General features: G+C 69.1%; 16 protein-coding genes. 6 read left to right on the top strand and 10 right to left on the bottom strand.

The genetic code is table 11. The features are described from left to right. The first annotated feature begins 93 nt into the window (after positions 1–93). Entirely contained in the window at positions 94–999 is a 906-nt protein-coding gene (locus B0F77_RS36450) for a PrsW family intramembrane metalloprotease (RefSeq protein WP_086667600.1), read from the top strand. Positions 1,000–1,003: 4 nt separating this feature from the next. On the opposite strand, the gene B0F77_RS36455 is transcribed toward B0F77_RS36450, so the two are convergent. Further along, positions 1,004–3,166, bottom strand: a complete 2,163-nt coding sequence (locus tag B0F77_RS36455) for a choice-of-anchor P family protein (protein WP_143467094.1) — start codon at positions 3,164–3,166, stop codon at positions 1,004–1,006. 212 nt (positions 3,167–3,378) lie between these two features. On the opposite strand from B0F77_RS36455, the gene B0F77_RS36460 reads away from it, so the two are divergent. Then, a complete protein-coding gene (locus B0F77_RS36460; protein ID WP_086667602.1) occupies positions 3,379–4,563 on the top strand; it encodes a cytochrome P450 in 1,185 nt (394 codons plus the stop codon). Here the strand turns inward: B0F77_RS36460 and B0F77_RS36465 are convergent. Beyond that, complete coding sequence (locus B0F77_RS36465) at positions 4,541–4,951, bottom strand: anthrone oxygenase family protein (RefSeq protein ID WP_086667639.1); 411 nt, start codon at positions 4,949–4,951, stop codon at positions 4,541–4,543. The two genes, B0F77_RS36460 and B0F77_RS36465, sit on opposite strands and share 23 nt — an antisense overlap. Positions 4,952–5,033: 82 nt before the next feature. Here B0F77_RS36465 and B0F77_RS36470 point away from each other — a divergent pair, with 82 nt between their 5' ends. Next, entirely contained in the window at positions 5,034–5,936 is a 903-nt protein-coding gene (locus tag B0F77_RS36470) for an AraC family transcriptional regulator (RefSeq protein ID WP_086667603.1), read from the top strand. Here B0F77_RS36470 and B0F77_RS36475 read toward each other — a convergent pair. Then, positions 5,918–6,292: a VOC family protein gene (locus tag B0F77_RS36475; protein WP_211294216.1), complete on the bottom strand. Its 375-nt coding sequence runs from the start codon at positions 6,290–6,292 to the stop codon at positions 5,918–5,920. The two genes, B0F77_RS36470 and B0F77_RS36475, sit on opposite strands and share 19 nt — an antisense overlap. A gap of 35 nt (positions 6,293–6,327) precedes the next feature. Between B0F77_RS36475 and B0F77_RS36480 the strand changes: the two genes are divergently transcribed. After that, a complete protein-coding gene (locus B0F77_RS36480; RefSeq protein WP_086667605.1) occupies positions 6,328–7,593 on the top strand; it encodes an MFS transporter in 1,266 nt (421 codons plus the stop codon). Here B0F77_RS36480 and proB read toward each other — a convergent pair. The 6 genes from proB to B0F77_RS36510 form a co-directional block, all read right to left on the bottom strand. Then, positions 7,586–8,713, bottom strand: coding sequence for a glutamate 5-kinase (gene proB / locus B0F77_RS36485; RefSeq protein ID WP_211294212.1), 1,128 nt, complete (start codon positions 8,711–8,713; stop codon positions 7,586–7,588). The genes B0F77_RS36480 and proB overlap by 8 nt on opposite strands. A 3-nt stretch (positions 8,714–8,716) precedes the next feature. Next, the gene (obgE, locus tag B0F77_RS36490) at positions 8,717–10,177 is read right to left on the bottom strand and encodes a GTPase ObgE (RefSeq protein WP_086667606.1); all 1,461 of its coding nucleotides are present in this window, start codon (positions 10,175–10,177) and stop codon (positions 8,717–8,719) included. Positions 10,178–10,280: 103 nt separating this feature from the next. Beyond that, positions 10,281–10,538 carry a 50S ribosomal protein L27 gene (gene rpmA, locus B0F77_RS36495; protein ID WP_086667607.1) on the bottom strand — a complete coding sequence of 86 codons (258 nt, stop codon included), beginning with the start codon at positions 10,536–10,538 and terminating at the stop codon, positions 10,281–10,283. A 14-nt stretch (positions 10,539–10,552) separates the two neighbouring features. Beyond that, on the bottom strand, positions 10,553–10,864 hold the full coding sequence (gene rplU / locus B0F77_RS36500; protein ID WP_030479431.1) for a 50S ribosomal protein L21: 312 nt from the start codon (positions 10,862–10,864) through the stop codon (positions 10,553–10,555). Positions 10,865–11,122: 258 nt separating this feature from the next. Beyond that, the gene (locus B0F77_RS36505; protein WP_086667608.1) at positions 11,123–14,107 is read right to left on the bottom strand and encodes a translation initiation factor IF-2 N-terminal domain-containing protein; all 2,985 of its coding nucleotides are present in this window, start codon (positions 14,105–14,107) and stop codon (positions 11,123–11,125) included. 228 nt (positions 14,108–14,335) lie between these two features. Beyond that, complete coding sequence (locus tag B0F77_RS36510; RefSeq protein WP_086667609.1) at positions 14,336–15,061, bottom strand: TIGR03936 family radical SAM-associated protein; 726 nt, start codon at positions 15,059–15,061, stop codon at positions 14,336–14,338. 205 nt (positions 15,062–15,266) lie between these two features. On the opposite strand from B0F77_RS36510, the gene B0F77_RS36515 reads away from it, so the two are divergent. Continuing rightward, complete coding sequence (locus B0F77_RS36515) at positions 15,267–16,685, top strand: S8 family peptidase (protein WP_245849117.1); 1,419 nt, start codon at positions 15,267–15,269, stop codon at positions 16,683–16,685. After that, on the top strand, positions 16,682–17,425 hold the full coding sequence (locus B0F77_RS36520; RefSeq protein ID WP_086667610.1) for a PhzF family phenazine biosynthesis protein: 744 nt from the start codon (positions 16,682–16,684) through the stop codon (positions 17,423–17,425). The genes B0F77_RS36515 and B0F77_RS36520 overlap by 4 nt, the downstream gene beginning before the upstream one ends. Here the strand turns inward: B0F77_RS36520 and B0F77_RS36525 are convergent. Beyond that, on the bottom strand, positions 17,415–19,376 hold the full coding sequence (locus tag B0F77_RS36525; protein ID WP_086667611.1) for a TIGR03960 family B12-binding radical SAM protein: 1,962 nt from the start codon (positions 19,374–19,376) through the stop codon (positions 17,415–17,417). The two genes, B0F77_RS36520 and B0F77_RS36525, sit on opposite strands and share 11 nt — an antisense overlap. Between the last annotated feature and the right edge of the window lie 14 nt (positions 19,377–19,390).

The following is a 19,390-nucleotide window of genomic DNA, read 5'->3' on the forward strand; positions in this document are numbered from 1 at the left end:
GCCGACCCGCACGGTGCCAACGCGACCAGCCCGCGCAACCAGACCCGCCCCCCAACTTGAACCCCAACACCCGCGAGCGAGAAACTCCCGCCCATGGTGATGCCTACCGCCCCGCGCACCCGCAAGTCCTGGCTGCGGATGTTCCTGATGGGCCTGGCCCTCTGGCTGGCAACAGTCGCAATCACGTACATCACCGAGAACGCCAACCTGATCCCCACCATCGTGCTCCTGGGCAGCTTCCTGGTCCCGGCGACGTTCGTGGTCTGGGCGTTCGAACGCGGCCATTCCGGCGAGGTGACCGGCGAAATCGTGTTCCGGACGTTCGCGGTAGGCGGCGTCCTCGGTGTCCTGGGCGCGTCGCTGCTGGAGACCTATCTGCTGCACCCGTCGCCGTGGCTGTTCGTGGGCGTCGGCCTGATCGAAGAGGCGGTCAAGCTGGCCGCGCTGGCGCTGCTGTCCCGGCATCTGATGCACAAGTCCACAAGGGACGGGCTGGTGCTCGGGGCCAGTGTCGGGTTCGGGTTCGCCGCGTTCGAGTCGGCCGGGTATGCGCTCACGGCCACGTTGACCGAGAACGGGCTGTCGTTGATGGACCTGGTCACTACGGAGTTGTTGCGCGGTCTGCTGGCGCCGTTCGGGCATGGGTTGTGGACGGCGATTCTTGGTGGGGTGTTGTTCTCGCGCAGTGTTCGCGAGCACTTCATGCTCACCAGGCGGTTGCTTTGGGCTTATCTCGGAGTGTCGTTGCTGCATGCGTTGTGGGATTCGATGAACAGCATCGCTGTCGTCGTCACGGTTGTGGTGACCGGTGAGCCGTGGCAGGAGCACGCGCGGTTGTTCGCCGTGTTGACGTGGCTCGGGCTTGCGCTGATCTCGGTGGTCGGCGTGGGCTGGCTGGTGGGGCTGGTGCGGGTGTCGCGCCGGGAGTTCGCGCCGGTGCGCGGGTATCCCCTGCGCACCGACGCGCCCTGGTGGCCGGCTGGTCGGCCGCCTCAGTGAGCTGCTAGCAGTTGTGGATGGCGGAGGTCGCGGACGACACGACCAGGTCCACGCCGGGCAGGGTGATGTGCGCGCCGTTGACCTTGAGGCCGCCGGGGACGTGCGCCTGTTCGTTGATCACGATCTTGCCGCCGGGCAGCGGGATGGTGGTGTTGGGGGCCGTGCTGACGGTGATCGGGAGGCCGGCGACGGTCAGTGCGCCGATGGTCACGTTGCCGGTCGCGCCGCCGCAGGTGCTGCGTGAGGTTGCCACCACGTCCCGCAGGGCGACGATGCCGATGCCTAGTTCCGCAACAGACGCGCGGGCGGTTGAGGTGCCGGGAGCCAGTGTTGTTACGACCGACGTGCACAGCGCGCGGGCGCCCACGGGCACGTTGGCAACACACGGCGGTGCGGTGGTCGTGGCGCGGGCTACGCGGACCTCACCTGTGTCGGGCGTGGGCGTCACTGTCAGGCCTAGCGCGCTGCCGGACAAGCCGAAACCACGGCCGGTCATGTGCTGCAGGCCGACTGTGGTGGACGCCTGGCTGGGTTCGTAGAACTGGTCGCCGGTGAAGGTCGCTGTCACGGGCACGGTTGCGGCGGCGTTCAGGGGTTGGTCGACAGAAGGGATGTCGCATTCCGCCACACCGGCGGGATCCGTTGTGTCCACACAGGATTGTGCGCCCAGGTTGAGTTCCACACTGCGGCCGGCGACGGGGGTGCCGTCGTCCTCGACGAGTTTGGCCGCGAGGCGGGCGGGTTCGGCGTTGGCGACGGTGGCGTCACCGATGTAAGCCAAGCTGGTTTCTTCTTTGGTGACAACGAAATCGGCGCTTGCGCCAGAAGGAAGCAGGCCCTTGCTGCCCGCGAACGACGCGGTCAACGGGTATGTGCCCGCGGGTTCGCCAGGCGTGAGGGAGCACGACGCCACGCCGTCAAGATCGGTCACGGCGGTGCAGGTTTCGGTGTTGTTCAGTTTGAACACCACGGGCTGGGCGAAGACGGGGGAGCCGGATCCGGTCACGGTGAGGCGGGCGGAAACCGTTGCGGGGTCGTGGAAGTCGCCGGTCAGGGCACCGGTGTAGGTGAGCGTGGTCGGCTTGCGGGTGACCTCGAACTGGACCTCTGTGCTCGACGGCTGGTGCACCACGTCGCCGCCGTAGCCGATCGCCAACGGGTAGGTGCCCGCGACCTCGCCCGGGGTGATCGAGCAGGAGGCGACACCGGCCGAGTTGGTCGTGCCGGCGCAGGTTTCGTTGGCGTTGAGGCGGAAGACCAGCTGAGCATTGGCCACCGGGCCGCTCGCAGCGGTCAGGCGGGCGGAGAGTGTCACCGGGTCGCCGGTGAAGCCGGAGGCCGGGCCGGTGTAGGCGATCGTCGTGGACTCGACGAGGTAGCTGATGGTCACCGACGGCTCGTCGGAAGTCTCTTCGAGCACGAAGTTCGACACTCCCGCGCCCGCGCGTCCGGAGCCGTTGCCGCCGTCACCGCCGTCGACCGCGACGATCAACGGGGTCGGCGCCTGGAAGCCCGACGCGCCGCCTCCGCCACCGAACCAGCCACCGCCGCCTCCTCCCCCGCCGCCACCGCCGGCGGTCGCGGGGTTGCCGGGTGCACCGACACCGCCGAGCCCGAAGATGCCGGGGAAGCCGGGGAAGCCGCCTGGTCCGGGGATTCCGGGTGTGCCACCGCTACCCGCACCGGCGTTGCCTCCATCGCTGCCCGAGATGCAGCCGATCGCGAAGCAACGTCCGCCGCCACCTCCGCCACCGGGCGCGACGACCACGCGGTCGCATCCCGAACAGATCCGCACGTCGCTCGCCCCGCCGCCGGCACCGCCCGCGAACGGTGTGCCGAACCCGCCGGACGCGCCGCCGCCGAAGCCGGGGTCACCGCCGGTCGCGCCGCTGCCGTCGCCGCCGTTCTGGCCGACGCCGACCACCAGCTGGGTGACACCCGCGGGAACGACGAGGTCGGCCGTCGCCCGGTAGCCCGGTCTGCCGCTCGGGGCCGAGTTGTCGCCGCCGTCGGCACCTTTGCCGCCGCGTCCGCCGATGGCCACCACGCGCAGTTTCGTGACGCCTGCGGGGATCGTGTAGGTCTGTTCGCCCCCGGTCGGGTGGAACGTCTTCGAGACGAAGTGGTCGGCGAGTGCCGGTGGAGCGATCACGACGCTCGCACCCATCAAACCGATGGTGAGCGCCGTCGCGAGCCTGGCTCGGGACATCGAGGATGCCTTCCGTGCGGAGGGTCCCCGACCCGGCGAAAGGGTCTCGCACTCCAGTTCGCGGCGACACGAACTTCACCCGAACGCGTAGCGAAGTGAGCCGAACGGCCGCCGGACCAACTAACGACATCGCGGACCGTGCACCGGCGCGGTGTGGCACTGTCCTGACCATGATTCCGGAGGTCGTGCGGTTCCGGCAGGCAGATCTTCTCGGCGCCCTGCACCGGAGGTTCGGGCCCGTGGTGCGGATGGGGCCGTACACCTACCTGCTCGGACCGGAGGCCAACCGGTTCGTGTTCGCCAACTCCGAGCTGTTCGAGATGGAGCGGGCGTTCCAGGTGCTGGTGCCGGTGGACGGGCCCACGTCGTTGATCGTCAGCGACGGCGAGGACCACAAACGGCGGCGCCGGCACGTGCAGCCCGCGTTGGCGCACCGGCAGATCGCGAACCACGTGCCGGTCATGCGGGCCAACGCGGAGGCCACGCTCGACGCGTGGCGGCCAGGCGAGACGGTGGACGTCTACCAGGAGTTCCGGCGGGCGATCCGGCGCAGCACGATCCACGCGTTGTTCGGCGAGAAGCTGGCCCAGGACGCGGAGTTCTTCGGCGCGCACCTGCAGTTGCTGATCAACCTGATCGACCGCAACCCAGCGGTGGTCACCTTGCTGCGAAAGACAAAAGCACCGGCTTGGCGCAACGCGATGAGAGCGCGCAGAGCCGTTGACGCGCGGGTCTACAAGGCGATCGAGGAAACGCGTCAGGGCAACACGGCCGGAGACGTGCTCACCTCTCTCGTGCAGAGCGACGGGTTGAGCGACCTCGAAGTGCGCGACCAGGTCGTCACGCTGATCGCAGCGGGCTACGAGACGACCAGCGGCGCAATGGCGTGGGCGGTATTCAACCTGTTGCGGCACAACGGGGTTTGGGAGCGCGCAAGAGAGGACGACGACTACCTGGCCAACGTCGTCAACGAGACGCTACGGCTGTATCCGCCCGCGGTGATTTCGGCACGGGTGGCCGCACAGCCGTTCGAGTTCGTCGGCAAGAAGATCAAGGAAGGCACGTTCCTGCTGTACAGCCCGTACGTCACGCATCGACTGGCCGAAGTGTGGCCGGATCCGCTGCGGTTCGACCCGGACCGGTGGGAACACAAGCCGGCGCCGCACGAGTTCCTGCCGTTCGGCGGCGGACCGCACCGGTGCATCGGGGCCGGGCTCGCGACGACCGAGTTGACCGTGATGCTGAAAGCGTTGCTGCAGCGGCCGAAACCTGAACTGCTCCCCCAGCGCCTCACACCCACCAGCGTCGCCGCGATGCGCCCGAAGCACGGCCTCAGAATCCGAGTAGGAGGATGACCGTCGAGCCGAGGCACGCGACGCCGCGTACGTGGTTCCAGAGCGTCCACTTGCGCAGGTACTCGGGCCAGTAGGCGTCGTCGGTGCGTTCGAGGCGGTTGTTCATCGGCACGTTGACGGCCATCGTGAGCAGGAAGCAGCCGACGATGTAGAGCAGTCCGCCCACGATCCTGCCCTCGAAGACCTCGATGCCGCACAACACGACGTTGCCGAGGAACACCAGCAGGAACAGCGGGTTCTGGATGCGGACGTTGATCCGGCGCATCGCACCGCGGGCGTGCTCGGCCGGCAGGTCGGCGAGGCCCGGCATGACGGCGGTGGAGAAGGCGAAGAACAGGCCGGCCATCAGGCCGGACGCGGCGACTGCGATCAGCGTGATTATCCCCATGACGCTCACTGTGTCCCGCGAAGGCCGGACTCTCAATGACATTTCGTCGCGCAAACTTGCTCGTTCGTCCAGAATCAACACCATGACGGACGCGCTGGGCGAGGCCCTGCACCTGATGAGGATGTCCGGCACCTTCTACTGCCGGACCGAGCTCACCGAGCCGTGGGGCCTCACGATGCCCGACATGACGGACTGCCTGTGGTTCCACGTCCTCACCAGCGGCAGCTGCGAGATCGAGGTCGGCGGCAAGATCACGTCACTCGAACCCGGCGACGTGCTGCTCGTGCCCGGCGGTGAGGGCCATCGGCTGTTCAGCGGTTCAGGTGCGGAAACGCCTCTCGTCACAACGCTGCCGCACACGTTCGAGACCGACAGCTACGCGATCCTGCAACATGGCGACGGTGGCGCCGTGACGCATCTCGTGTGTGGTGCGGTCCGCTTCGACCACCCGGCGGCGAAGCACCTCATCAAAGTGTTGCCGCACGTGTTGTACGTCCGCCAAGCCGACGACATGCGCGCCACCATCGACCTGATGGCCGCCGAGGCACGCAACCTGCGTCCTGGCGGCGAAGCGGTCATCACCAGACTCGCGGACGTCTTGGTGATCCAGACGATCCGCTCGTGGCTCGCCAACGACCCGGCGGCGCGCACCGGCTGGTTGGGTGCGTTGCAGGACCAGCAGATCGGGCAGGCACTGGCGTTGATCCACCGTGACCCCGCACAGCCGTGGACCGTCGAACGCCTCGCGCACCAAACCGCGATGTCACGGTCGGCGTTCGCGGCACGGTTCACGGACCTGGTCGGCGAACCGGCGATGCGATACGTCACGCGGTGGCGCATGCACGTCGCGATGAACCGCCTCAAAGACCGCGACACCACGGTCAGCGAGATCGCACGCGGCCTCGGTTACGAGTCGGAGGCCGCGTTCAGCCGGGCGTTCAAACGGATCGTCGGGGTCTCCCCCGGTCAGGCGCGGGTGGGCTGAAGCAGGTCCCAGCGGTTGCCGTAGAGGTCCTCGAACACGGCCACGCGACCGTAGACCTCGTCGCGAGGCGTCTCCAGGAACTTCACGCCGAACGCGGTCATGCGCGCGTGGTCGCGGTCGAAGTCGTCGGTGGTGAGGAAGAACCCGACACGGCCACCGGTCTGGTCGCCGACTCGTGCCTTCTCCTCCTCCGAGGAGGCCTGCGCCAACAACAAAGACGCCCCACCACCTGCGGAAACCACAACCCAGCGCTTGCCGTCCTGCGGCAGGTCCTCCACCAACGCGAACCCGAGACCGTCCACGTAGAAGCGGATCGCCTCGTCGTAGTCACGGACAACCAAGGTCACCAAACCCATAGATCGCACGCCGCTGAGTGTGTCAGGGTGCGTCCATGGCGGTTACATCGGAGACGCATCGACTGCCCGTACGCACGCTCGTCGCCTCAAGCGCGGGCAACGCGGTGGAGTGGTTCGACTGGGGCATCTACACCGCGTTCAGCATCTACTTCGCGACGCAGATCTTCCCTTCCGGCAACGAAACCGCGGCGCTGCTGAGCACGTTCGCCACGTTCGCGCTCGCCTTCTTCTTCCGTCCGCTCGGCGGGTATCTGCTCGGCCGGTTCGCGGACCTCAAGGGCCGCCGCACCGCGATGCTGCTGACGATCGTGCTGATGTCCGGTGGGTCGGTCGCGATCGGGCTGCTGCCGACGTTCGAGCAGGTCGGCTGGCTCTCGCCGGTGTTGCTGGTGCTCGCCCGCATCGCGCAGGGCATGGCGCTCGGCGGCGAGGTGTCGAACGCGTCGGCGTACCTCGCCGAGATCGCGCCCGCCGCCCACCGCGGCCGCTACTCGTCGTTCTTCTACATCTCGACCGGTGCGGCGGTGCTGATCGCGTCGCTGCTCGGGTTCTTCCTGTCCCGCAACCTCGACAAGGCGGCGATGGCCTCCTACGGCTGGCGCGTGCCGTTCCTGATCGGCGGTGTGCTCGGCCTGATCGGGCTGTGGCTGCGACGGGAGCTCAAGGAGACCGAGCAGTTCGAGGAGAACAAGGCGAAGGCCGAAAGCCTGCGCAGCCCGTTGCTGATGACGCTCAAGGAACACCCGAAGGCCGTCGGTCAGCTCATCGGCATCACGCTGCTGTCGACGCTGAGCTTCTACACGTTCTTCTCCGCGCTGACGCCGTTCGCGGTGAAGACCAAGGGCGCCAACGACATGGACGTGTTCCTCGCGCTGTCGGTCGGCACGGTGGTGTTCATCGCGCTGCAGTACCCGATGGGGTGGCTGGCCGACCGCTACGGCCGCAAACCGCAGATGCTCGTGTGGTCCGGCGCGATGGCCTTGCTGGTCGTACCGCTGTCCACACTGGTCAAACCCGGCCTGGCGAACCTCGTGATCGTGTTCTGCGTCGGGCTCGGCCTGTACACAGCACTCACGTCGATCGCGCCCGCGATCATGAGCGAGCTGTTCCCGACCGAACTGCGCGGGCTCGGCATCGGCGCCTGGTACAACCTCACCGTCGCGCTGTTCGGCGGGACCGCGCCGCTGGTCATCCAGGCCGTGGGCGGCACGGTCTTCTTCTGGTACGTCACGGTGGCCGCGGTGATCACGTTCCTGGTGGTCCTGACGCTGCCTGAGACGAAGGGCGCCGAACTCACCTAGTCAGCGGCACCAGGTCATCGGCGTGCACGACCTCGCGGCGCTGTTCCGCCGGCAGGTCGTGGCTCTTGCGGCCGATCAACGACGGCAACTCCGTCGAGTCGTAGCCGACCACACCGCGGGCCACGACCTCGCCCGCCAGGCTGACCAGTTCCACGACGTCGCCCGCCTCGAAGTCGCCGTCCACACCGGTGATTCCGGCAGCCAGCAACGACCTGCGCCGGCCGACCACCGCGGCGACCGCGCCGTCGTCGAGGTGCAGGCGGCCGTTCGCGTCGGTGGCGTAGCCGAGCCAGAAGCGGCGCGCGGTGAGGCGGGAGCCGGTGGCGGCGAAGGCCGTGCCGACGTCGGCGGTCGAGAGAGCGCGCTGTGCTTCGGCGGCGCCGGTCAGCAGTACCGGGATGCCCGCGGACGAGGCCAGCCGGGCGGCCGCCAGCTTCGAGGCCATGCCACCGGTGCCCAGTCCTGAGGCGCCGACGGTCCCAGCCTGCACACCATCCACATCGGACGCCGAGGTGACCTCGGAGATGCGGACCGCGCCGGGTTTGCGCGGGTCGCCGGAGTAGAGGGCGTCCACGTCGGACAGCAGGAACAACGCGTCGGCGCCGACCAGGTGCGCCACCAGGGCGGCGAGCCGGTCGTTGTCGCCGAAGCGGATCTCCTCGGTGGCGACGGTGTCGTTCTCGTTCACGACCGGGACCGCACCCAGGGCCAGCAGCCGCGAGAACGTGCGCTGCGCGTTGCGGTAGTGGGCGCGGCGCACCACGTCGTCGGCGGTCAGCAGGACCTGGCCGACGGTCAGGGAGTAGCGGCCGAACGAGTTCGCGTAGGCGTGCGCCAACGTCAACTGCCCGACACTCGCCGCGGCCTGCTGGGTGGCGAGGTCGCGCGGGCGCCGGGACAGCTTCAACGGCGCCAGGCCCGCGGCGATCGCGCCGGACGAGACCAGGACGACCTGGCTGCTGGCGGCGCACCGGGCGGCGAGGGCGTCGACCAGCGCGTCGAGACGCGCCGGATCGAGGCCGCCCTCGGCCGTCGTCAGAGAAGAAGAACCGACCTTCACCACGATGCGGTTCGCCGAGGCGATCGCGTTGCGGGCTTGTGAGACCACGGGGGCCGTCACGTTTTACTCCTCGCTGAAATCACCGTAGTCGTCGCCGTACTCACCGGGCGCGCGGCGGGCCTTCTTCAGGGCCTTGCGCTCGTGGGCGCCGATGCGGTCGTTGCGCTCGAGGCGGGCGTCCGTGCCACGTCCGGTCATCGTCATCGCGATACCGGCAGGCGTGGTCGGCTCCCAGTCGAACACCAGGTCGCCGATGGTGACCTGGCAGCCGGGGATGGCGCCCATCTTCACGAGCTTGTCCTCGACACCCAGCCTGCTCAGGCGGTCCGCGAGGTAACCGACGGCTTCGTCGTTGGAGAAGTCGGTCTGGCGGATCCAGCGCTCGGGGCGGTCGCCCTTGACGATGAAGCCACCCTCGACCGAGGGGTCCTCGGTCACGATGAACCCTTCGTCGTCCACGGCGGTCGGCCGCAGCACGATGCGGGTCGATTCCTTCTTCGGCTGAGCGGCGCGGTACTCGCGCACCACCTCGGCCAGCTTGAAGGAGAGTTCACGCAGTCCCTCGCGGGACACCGTCGACACCTCGAACACCGGCAGGCCGCGGGCCTCGATCTCCGGGCGGACGATGTCGGCCAGGTCCTTGGCGTCCGGGATGTCGATCTTGTTCAGGATCACCACGCGCGGCCGGTCGGCCAGGTTGCCGCCGAGCGACGGGGTGTACTGCGCCAGCTCGTTCTCCAGCGCGTCGATGTCCGCGATCGGGTCGCGACCGGGCTCGTACGTCGCGCAGTCGACGACGTGGGCGAGCACGGCGGTGCGCTCGATGTGGCGCAGGAAATCGAGGCCGAGGCCCTTGCCCTGCGACGCGCCGGGGATCAGGCCGGGGACGTCGGCCATCGTGAAGATGGTCTCGCCCGCGGTGATCACGCCGAGGTTCGGCACCAGCGTGGTGAACGGGTAGTCGGCGATCTTCGGCTTCGCCGCGGAGAGCACCGAGATCAGCGACGACTTGCCGGCCGACGGGAACCCGAGCAGGCCGACGTCCGCGACGGACTTGAGCTCCAGCACCAGGTCCCGCGTCTCGCCCGGCTCACCGAGCAACGCGAAACCGGGGGCCTTGCGGGCCTTGGACGCGAGCGAGGCGTTGCCGAGACCACCACGGCCACCGGCGGCGGCGATGAGCTGGGTGCCCTCGCCGACCAGGTCCGCGACGATCTCGCCGTCCTCGGTCAGCACGACGGTGCCGTCCGGGACGCGCAGGATCAGGTCCTCGCCGTTCGCGCCGTCGCGGTTCGCACCCGCGCCCGCCTTGCCGCTGGTGGCGGAGGCGTGCGGGCGGAAGTGGAAGTCCAGCAGGGTGTGCACCTGCGAGTCGACGACGAGCACGACGTTGCCGCCGCTGCCGCCGTTGCCGCCGTCCGGGCCGCCGAGCGGCTTGAACTTCTCGCGGTGCACGGAAGCGCAGCCGTTGCCCCCGTTGCCGGCGGCAGCGTGGATCACCACCCGGTCAACAAAACGAGCCACGGAACTACTTCCTCTCAAAAGTCTTGAACAAGCAACGAGGGGCGGTGCCGGAAGACCGGTCCCGCCCCTCGCTGAAGGTCTAACTACGTCGCGGAAACGGTCCTCAGACCGCGACCGGGACGATGTTGACGGTCTTGCGACCGCGCTTCATACCGAACTCCACCGCACCCGGCTGCAGGGCGAACAGCGTGTCGTCCTTGCCGATGCCGACGTTGACGCCGGGGTGGAACTTGGTGCCGCGCTGGCGGATCAGGATCTCGCCGGCCTTGACGACCTGACCGCCGAACCGCTTCACACCCAGGTACTGGGGGTTGGAGTCACGGCCGTTGCGGGAACTGGACGCACCCTTTTTGTGTGCCATGAGAAGTCAGGTCCTCACTTACCGGTGATGCCGGTGACCTCGACGCGGGTCAGCTTCTGCCTGTGACCCTGGCGCTTGTGGTAGCCGGTCTTGTTCTTGAACTTGTGGATGCGAATCTTCGGGCCCTTGGTGTGCTCGACCAGCTTGCCGGTAACCGAGAACTTCGCCAGGGCGGCCGCGTCAGCGGTGACGTCAGTGCCGTCGACCACGAGCAGCGCCTGGAGGGAGATTTCGGTGCCCGGCTCGCCCTCGAGCTTCTCGACCTCGACGATGTCGCCGACAGCGACCTTGTACTGCTTGCCGCCGGTCTTGACGATCGCGTACATCAGGACGGAAGTCTCCTGCTACTCGATGGTGACGGGCCATGCGCCCACCGATCTCCGCGACAGTGTTTCCACTGAAAAACAGCAGAGGGGGCACACGACAGGACCCGTCGGATGGCGGGCCGTCAACAAGGTTACGGGAGTGGGTACAGCACAAGCAAACTGGGGTGCCCTGATCACGTTTGCGCAGGCTGTGCCCTCTCTCACACAGCAAAACCGGGGCCGCTCGGAAGCGACCCCGGTTTCACCTCGTACTCGCGATCAGCCCTCGTTGACCGGCGGTCCCGCGGGCCGCGACACGGTGCGGCGCCTGCGGGTGGTGGTGACCACCGGTGCGGGCATCTGGACCTCGGGCTGCTTCGGCACCTCGACGGTCACCGCGGCAGGCACCTCGTGCGCGACCGGCGCACCGGCGGGGCGCTTGGCGGCACGGCGGCGCGGACGAGCCGCAGGAGCCTCTGCCACGGGCGCGGCGGGCTCCTCGGTCACCTCGGCCGCCTCCACGGCCGCGACGACCTCGGCCACCTCGGCGGCCTCCTCCGCGACCTCGGCGGACTCCTCCGCGACCTCCTCGGCCAGCGTCACCGGCTCGACGAGCTCCTCAGCGGTTTCCTCGATGACCTCGGCGGCAGGCTCCTCCGCCGAGGTCTCGACAGCCGCGGGCTCGACGACCGGCTCGACCTCGACCGGTGCCGGGTCCTCGGTGACCTCGTGCGGCACGTGACCGTTGAGCGCCTGCTCCTCGACCACGACCGCGTCGACGGTCGCCTGCGGCTCCTTGTCGCGACCACGCCGACGACGGCGACGACGGCCGTGAGCCTCGTGCTCCTGGTCGGCGGCGACCACGTCCTCGGTGGTGTCCTCGGGCTCGCCCGGCTCCACCACGACCTGCTCGACGACCTCGGGCTCGGCCTCGACGACAGTCGCCTCGACCACCTCGGCCGCCTGCTCGCCGCCACCCTTGTTGCGGCGCGACTTGCGGCCACCGCCCTGCGGCTGTTGCTGCTGCTGGCCGCCACCGTTACCACCGCCGTGCGAGTGCACGGGCTCGGTGGACACGACGACGCCACGGCCGCGGCAGTGCTCACACGTCTGGCTGAACGCCTCCAGCAGGCCGGTGCCGACCCGCTTGCGGGTCATCTGCACGAGACCCAGCGAGGTGACCTCGGCGACCTGGTGACGCGTGCGGTCGCGGCCGAGGCACTCGGTCAGGCGGCGCAGCACCAGGTCGCGGTTCGACTCCAGGACCATGTCGATGAAGTCGATGACGATGATGCCGCCGATGTCGCGCAGCCGGAGCTGGCGGACGATCTCCTCGGCCGACTCCAGGTTGTTGCGAGTCACCGTCTCTTCGAGATTGCCGCCCGATCCGGTGAACTTGCCGGTGTTGACGTCGATGACCGTCATCGCCTCGGTGCGGTCGATGATCAGGTAACCACCCGACGGCAGCCAGACCTTGCGGTCGAGCGCCTTCATCAGCTGCTCGTCGATGCGGTACTCGACGAACGAGTCGTTGTTGCCGACGTGCTTCTTCAGGCGGTCCTGCAGGTCCGGCGCCACGTGGCGGACGTAGGAGTCGATCACGTCCCACGCCTCGTCGCCCTGGACGACGAGCTGGGCGAAGTCCTCGGTGAACAGGTCGCGGACGACCTTCACCAGCAGGTCCGGCTCCTCGTAGAGCAGCGTCGGCGCCTTGGTGGAGGTGCTGTCGGACTTCTCCTTGATGACCTTCCACTGCGCCTGCAGACGCGTGACGTCGCGGCCCAGTTCCTCCTCGGAGATGCCCTCCGAGGCGGTGCGGATGATCACGCCGGCGTCCTCGGGCACGACCCTCTTCAGGATGTCCTTGAGGCGCTTGCGCTCGTTGTCCGGCAGCTTGCGGCTGATGCCGGTGGCACCGCCGCCCGGCACGTAGACCAGGAAGCGGCCAGGCAGGCTGATCTGGGTGGTCAGGCGGGCACCCTTGTGGCCGACCGGGTCCTTGGTGACCTGGACGAGCACGGAGTCGCCGCTGCTCAGAGCCTGTTCGATCTTGCGGGACTTGCCCTCGAGACCGGCGGCGTCCCAGTCGACCTCACCGGCGTACAGCACGGCGTTGCGGCCGCGGCCGATGTCGATGAACGCGGCCTCCATGCTCGGCAGCACGTTCTGCACGCGGCCGAGGTAGACGTTGCCCACGATCGAGCCGCTGCCCGACGACGTGACGAAGTGCTCGACCAGCACGCCGTCCTCGAGGACGCCGATCTGGGTGCGGTCGCCGCGCTCGCGGACGACCATCGTGCGGGCCACTGCCTCGCGGCGGGCCAGGAACTCGGCCTCGGTCAGCACCGGGGCACGGCGGCGACCGGCCTCGCGACCGTCACGGCGGCGCTGGCGCTTGGCCTCCAGGCGCGTGGAGCCGCGGATGCTGCGCACCTCGCTCTGCGCGGCCTCGGAGTCGGCCTTGTCGTCGCGCGCGTCGCGGGACTCGCGGACGTGCACGACCGTGTTCGGCGGGTCGTCCTCGGACGAGACCTCGTCTTCGGTGCCGGTCTTGCGACGGCGGCGCCGGCGACGGCGGCGGGTCGAGCCCTCGTCACCCTCGTCGTCGGCTTCCTCGGCCTCGGCCTCCGCACCCTCTGCGGGCGCCTCTGCGGCCTCGGCCGGGGCCTCGTCGGTCTCCTCGGAGTCCGAGTCGGCGTCGGTGCCCTTGCCGCGGCCACGGCCACGACGGCCACGACGACGCCGACGACGGCCTTCACCCTCGTCATCACCGTCGACGTCGGCGTCGGCCTCCGCCTCGGCGGCGTCGAGCTCGTCCGCGGCGATCTCGCCGACCGACTTCTCGTCCTCGGCGACGGGCTCGTCGACGACGAACGGCGACGCCTGTGCCTTGGGCCGCTCGATCGGCTGCGGCGGCATGAACACCGCCGTCGGAGCCGCGAAGAGCGGCGCGAGCGCCGGCGCCTCGAACGCGGGGACCGCCGGGGCCTCGTAGTCCTCGGTGACCTCACCGGTGACGACGTCGTCCCAGTCCACCAGGGTCTCGGCGACCTTCAGCGCGACGTCGCGGCTGACGCTCGACTGCGCGCTGCGGGCGACCTCACCGAGGTCGGCCAGCGCCGTCATCACGTCCTTGCTGCTGACGTCCAGCAGTTTCGCCAGTGCGTGGACCCGCAGTTTGTCCGGCAGGTCCGCCAGTTCAGGGCGTGCGGCAACCACGCCCTGCCCGCCGGTGACACCGGCAGGCTTGTCCTTGTTCGACATGCAGCTCCTCCACCCCCGGGCGCGTCCCGTGAGGACGCGGCCGCGCAGGGGCCTCTCTTGTCTCTCTCCACCGCTGCTCGCGGCGGGAATCCTTGCCTCGCGCGCAGCGGCGTGGCGCCTCACTGGGCGCACGCTTGCGCAGGTCCCACGACGACGCTGCTGTCAGCGCCGCTCCTCCTGTTTGCGTTGCAGGTTGACCAGACCAAAGGCATCGCCAGCGCTCCTGCTTCAGGACTCCTTGTCCTGTTGGAGCGGGTCCACCAGCCTGCCTTCGCCGTCGAGCCGTCCCTGCGCCATCCGGGTTGCTCTCGCAGGTACCGGCGGCACGAGATCGGCCACGACGCGAAGCGCATTCAGCACGTCGTCGGGTCGGACGGTAGGCGTTACCTGCCGAACGACCGTCATGAGTATCCCACACGGTTGTGACAATGCGGTCTTATCGTGTCCGGCGTCGCTCGAACGTGGTTCGACCAGCGCCGACACGACGGCGGGCCGCACGTCGAGGGTCTTCACGCCGTTCTTGGTGAGGCGTTCGACCTCGACGACCTCGGCCGCGAGGAAGGCGCTCACCGCCTCCGCGAGCTTCTCGGGTTCGACCCCGTCGAGCTCGATCCGCCACTCGCTCGCGTCGATGCGCTCGGTGAGATTGCCACCGTGCGCCTGCACGATGTCGACCACGTCGATACCGGGCGGCAGGGCCGCGTCGAGCGCGATCTTCAGCGCTTCCGGATCGACCTGTTCGACCACGGACACCTCGACGTACTCCGCCTCGCTGGCGACGCCGGTCGGCGCGGCGCCGACCCACGACACCTTCGGGTGAGGGCTGAAGCCCTGCGAATACGCCATGGGTACGCCGGCCCTGCGCAGCGCACGCTCGAACGTGCGAGCGATGTCGCGGTGCGAAGTGAAACGCAACCTCCCCCGCTTGGTGTAGCGGAGGCGCAGTTTCTGCACGGCCGCGGCCGACGGGTTGTTGGGCAGATGGCGGCTCAGTGGTGCTCCCCATGGGTGTTCCGACGGGTGAGCGATCCCATCGGCGCAGGCTGTTCGTCCGGTAGGACGGTACCGTGAACCCGATTCAGAACGTTCAGCTTGTCTAGATCGTTGCGCGTGGCTACGGTCCGGCTGACTGGACACCTTGCCAACCTGGAGGTCCCTGGTGCCTCTGCTCCACCGTGCACGGGCAGTGGCGATGTCCGCCATGCTCGCGGCCGGGTGTCTGGCGGTGTCCCTGCCCGCAGGTGCGGAACCGAACATCTCCACCTGCATGCAGCCGGGTCCCCTGCTGCGGTACCTGGTGGTGTTCTCGCAGCTCACGACCCCTGAGGTCGCGAACGCGGAGATCACCGGCGCGTGCGGCACCACGACGGTCTACTACCCCGAGATCGGGGTCGCGGTGGCCACGTCGCCGGACCCGTCGTTCCTCAAGCTGATCGGCCCGCAGCGCGCCTACAGCGCCCAGGCCGAGAGCATCGCCAAGCGGTCGGTGAAGCGCAAGAAGGACGACACCGAGCTGTTCCGGCCGTCCGGGGTGCGTTCCAGCGAGCAGTGGGACATGGATCTCATCAAGGCCCCGGCCGCGCACGAGGTCACGACGGGCTCCAAGTCCGTGGTCGTGGGCGTGCTGGACTCCGGCGTCGACGCGCACCACCCCGACCTGGCCCAGGCACTGGCACCCGAACTGTCCGCGGGGTGTCTGACCGGTAGGCCCGACACGTCACCTTCCGCGTGGATCCCGACGACCTCCGCGCACGGCACCCACGCCGCCGGCACCATCGCCGCGGCGGACGACGGTCGTGGCACCACGGGCGTCGCACCGGGCGTGCGCATCGCGTCCGTGAAAGTCGTCGACGACGACGGCTTCATCTACCCCGAGTACGCGGTGTGCGGCTTCATGTGGGCCGCCGCGCAGGGCATGACCATCACCAACAACAGCTACTTCATCGACCCGTACCTGTTCACGTGCCAGAGCGAGCCCGGTCAGCGCGTGATCTACGAGGCCGTGCGTCGGGCCGTTGACTACGCCACCTCTCGCAACGTGCTGACCGTCGCCGCCGCCGGAAACGCCGGGGCGGACCTGTCCCGCCCAGGGCGTGACTCGATGTCGCCGACGAACGGTGACGCGCAGACCCGTCCGGTCGACTCGACCTGCGTGGTGCTGCCGGCGCAGCTCAAGAACGTGGTCGGCGTGTCGGCCGTCGACTCGACGGGGACCAAGGCCGGGTACAGCTCGTACGGGCTGGGCGCGATCGACGTGACGGCGCCGGGTGGTGACACGCGCACACCCACGGGTTGTGTGCTCTCCACCGTGCCGTCCGGCTACGACTACTCGTGCGGCACCTCGATGGCGACACCGCACGTGGCCGGGGTGGCGGCGTTGATCGCGTCGGTGCATCCGAACACGGACGCGGTGTCGCTGGGACGCATGCTGAACGCCCAGGCGGCGACCCTGCCGTGTCCCGGTGACTACGACCTCAACGGGACCGGTGTGCAGGACGCGTTCTGCACGGGCTACTCCGAGTACAACTCCTTCTACGGCCACGGTCTCGTGGACGCGCTCGCCGCCGTCACCAAGTGATCGTCAACGCCTGTCTGCGCGACGGTCGCGGTGGTAGCCCGACCACGGTCGTGCCGGACGGCGATTTCACCGACGCCGAACGCCAGGCGCTGCCCACGCGGTACGGGACCTCGCACGCCGTGTTCATCGGACCGGGCAACGCGCTGAGGTTCTTCACCTCGGAGGGTGAACTGCCGGGCTGCGGCCACGGCACGGTCGCCGCTCTCGCCGTGCTCGCCGCCGACGGGCAGACCGAGTTCATCCTCCGCGCCGGAAGCCGCCCGTTCGCCGGAACCGCGGTGCGGACCCCGCACGGTGTCGAGGCCTTCTTCGACCCCGGACCCGTACAGGTGCGCGCGGCGCGCACGGCCGAGCAGGAGGCGGTCCTTCGTGCTCTGGGCACTGAAGGCAAGGGTGTGATCGCGACGCTGGGACGTCCGCGGATGCTCGTGGAGGTGCCGTCGGCCGACGCCCTTGCGGCGTTGACCCCGGACCTGGACCTGCTGCGCGAAGTGACCGACGAGCTCGGGCTGCTGGGGTGCTACGCCTACAGCTCAGGGCCGGACCGGTACGTGGCGCGGATGTTCGCCCCGTCCATCGGCGTGCCCGAGGACGTCGCCAACGCCAACAGCACGGCGTGTCTCGCGGCCTACCTGACCGCGGACATCGCCGTCGACATGGGTGACTCGCTCGGCCAGCCCGCCACCGTCACCGCCACAGCGGCGGGACGGGTGGGCGGGCTGGCAGCCGTCACGGCGTGAGCGCGGGGTTCTGCACCGGCGAGCCGATACCGACCGGGGAGATCGGCAGCAGCTTGCGACCGGTGGGCCCGACCTCGATGTCCGTGCCCATCGCAGGGCAGACACCGCAGTCGAAGCACGGGGTCCAGCGGCAGTCGTCCTGCTCGCGCTCGTCCAGCGCGTCCTGCCAGTCGGCCCAGAGCCATTCCTTGTCGAGCCCGGAGTCGAGGTGGTCCCAGGGCAGGACCTCCAGCTCCTCGCGCTCGCGGGTGGTGAACCAGGCGAGGTCGACGCCGAGCGGTTCCAGCGCCTCCGCGGCCTTGGCGGTCCAGCGGTCGTAGGAGAAGTGCTCGCTCCAGCCGTCGAACCGGCCACCGTCGCGCCACACCGCCTCGATGACCTTGCCGATGCGCCGGTCACCCCGGCTGAGCAGGCCTTCGATCAGGCTCGGCTTGCCGTCGTGGTAGCGCATGCCGATGTTGCGGCCGAGGCTGCGGTCGCTGTTCACGGCCTCGCGGAGCTTGCGCAGCCGGTCGTCCACCGTGTCCGGGTCGCACTGCGGGGCCCACTGGAAGGGCGTGTGCGGCTTGGGCACGAACCCGCCGATCGAGATGGTGCAGCGGACGTCGTTGCGGCCGCTCGCCTGCCGGCCCGCGCGGATGACGTTCTTCGCCATCTCCGCGATCTGCAGGACGTCCTCGTCCTCCTCCGTCGGCAGGCCGCACATGAAGTACAGCTTCACCTGCCGCCAGCCGTTGGAGAACGCGGCCGACACCGTCCGGATGAGGTCCTCTTCGGACACCATCTTGTTGATGACGCGCCGCATCCGCTCGCTGCCGCCCTCGGGCGCGAAGGTGAGACCCGAGCGCCTTCCGTTGCGGGACAACTCGTTCGCGAGATCGATGTTGAACGCGTCGACGCGTGTGCTGGGCAGGCTCAGGCCCGTGTTCGTGCCCTCGTAGCGGTCCGCGAGACCCTTGGTGATCTCCGCGATCTCGCTGTGGTCCGCACTGGACAGGCTGAGCAACCCGACCTCTTCGAAGCCGGTCGCCTCCAGTCCCTTCTGGACCATCGCGCCGATGCCCTCGATCGACCGCTCGCGCACCGGCCGGGTGATCATGCCCGCCTGGCAGAACCGGCAGCCGCGGGTGCAGCCGCGGAAGATCTCGACGCTCATCCGCTCGTGCACGCTCTCGGCGAGCGGCACCAGCGGCTGCTTCGGGTACGGCCACGCGTCGAGGTCCATCGTGGTCCGCTTGAACACGCGGTACGGCACCCGGTCGCGGTTCGGCACGACGCGCTGGATGCGGCCGTCCGGCAGGTACTCCACGTCGTAGAAGCGCGGGATGTACACGCCACCGGTCTCGGCGAGCCTGGTCAGCACCTCGTCGCGGCCACCGGGGCAGCCCTCGGCCTTCCAGGCCTTCACGATCTCGGTGATCTCGAGGACGGCCTCTTCACCGTCGCCGAGCACCGCCGCGTCCACGAAGTCCGCGATGGGCTCCGGGTTGAACGCCGCGTGCCCGCCGGCCACCACGATCGGGTGGTCCTCGGTGCGGTCCGCCGCGTGCAGCGGGATGCCCGCGAGGTCCAGCGCCGTGAGCATGTTCGTGTAGCCCAGCTCCGTGGCGAAGCTGATGCCGAACAGGTCGAACGCCTTGACGGGCCGGTGCGCGTCCACCGTGAACTGCGGAACCTCGTGCTCACGCATGAGCGCCTCGAGGTCCGGCCACACGGCGTAGGTGCGCTCGGCGAGCACGTCCGGCAGCTCGTTGAGGATTTCGTAGAGGATCATGACGCCCTGGTTGGGCAGGCCGACCTCGTACGCGTCGGGATACATCAAAGCCCAGCGCACGGACGCCGCGTCCCAGTCCTTGACGGTCGCGTTGAGCTCCCCGCCGACGTACTGCACCGGCTTGGAGATCCGCGGCAGCAGAGGCTCCAACCTGGGGAAAACAGACTCGACACTCACACGACCAGAGTAAC

This window comes from Lentzea kentuckyensis (assembly GCF_002150765.1).
GTDB classification, from domain to species: domain Bacteria; phylum Actinomycetota; class Actinomycetes; order Mycobacteriales; family Pseudonocardiaceae; genus Lentzea; species Lentzea kentuckyensis.

What these genes read in the sequence shown, in the direction of transcription:
- B0F77_RS36470 (WP_086667603.1), top strand. Translation starts at nt 5,034, where the DNA reads ATGACGGACGCGCTGGGCGAGGCCCTGCACCTGATGAGGATGTCCGGC.
- B0F77_RS36450 (WP_086667600.1), top strand. Translation starts at nt 94, where the DNA reads ATGGTGATGCCTACCGCCCCGCGCACCCGCAAGTCCTGGCTGCGGATG.
- B0F77_RS36460 (WP_086667602.1), top strand. Translation starts at nt 3,379, where the DNA reads ATGATTCCGGAGGTCGTGCGGTTCCGGCAGGCAGATCTTCTCGGCGCC.
- B0F77_RS36455 (WP_143467094.1), bottom strand. Translation starts at nt 3,166, where the DNA reads ATGGGTGCGAGCGTCGTGATCGCTCCACCGGCACTCGCCGACCACTTC.
- B0F77_RS36465 (WP_086667639.1), bottom strand. Translation starts at nt 4,951, where the DNA reads ATGGGGATAATCACGCTGATCGCAGTCGCCGCGTCCGGCCTGATGGCC.
- rpmA (WP_086667607.1), bottom strand. Translation starts at nt 10,538, where the DNA reads ATGGCACACAAAAAGGGTGCGTCCAGTTCCCGCAACGGCCGTGACTCC.
- B0F77_RS36480 (WP_086667605.1), top strand. Translation starts at nt 6,328, where the DNA reads ATGGCGGTTACATCGGAGACGCATCGACTGCCCGTACGCACGCTCGTC.
- B0F77_RS36505 (WP_086667608.1), bottom strand. Translation starts at nt 14,107, where the DNA reads ATGTCGAACAAGGACAAGCCTGCCGGTGTCACCGGCGGGCAGGGCGTG.
- B0F77_RS36475 (WP_211294216.1), bottom strand. Translation starts at nt 6,292, where the DNA reads ATGGGTTTGGTGACCTTGGTTGTCCGTGACTACGACGAGGCGATCCGC.
- rplU (WP_030479431.1), bottom strand. Translation starts at nt 10,864, where the DNA reads ATGTACGCGATCGTCAAGACCGGCGGCAAGCAGTACAAGGTCGCTGTC.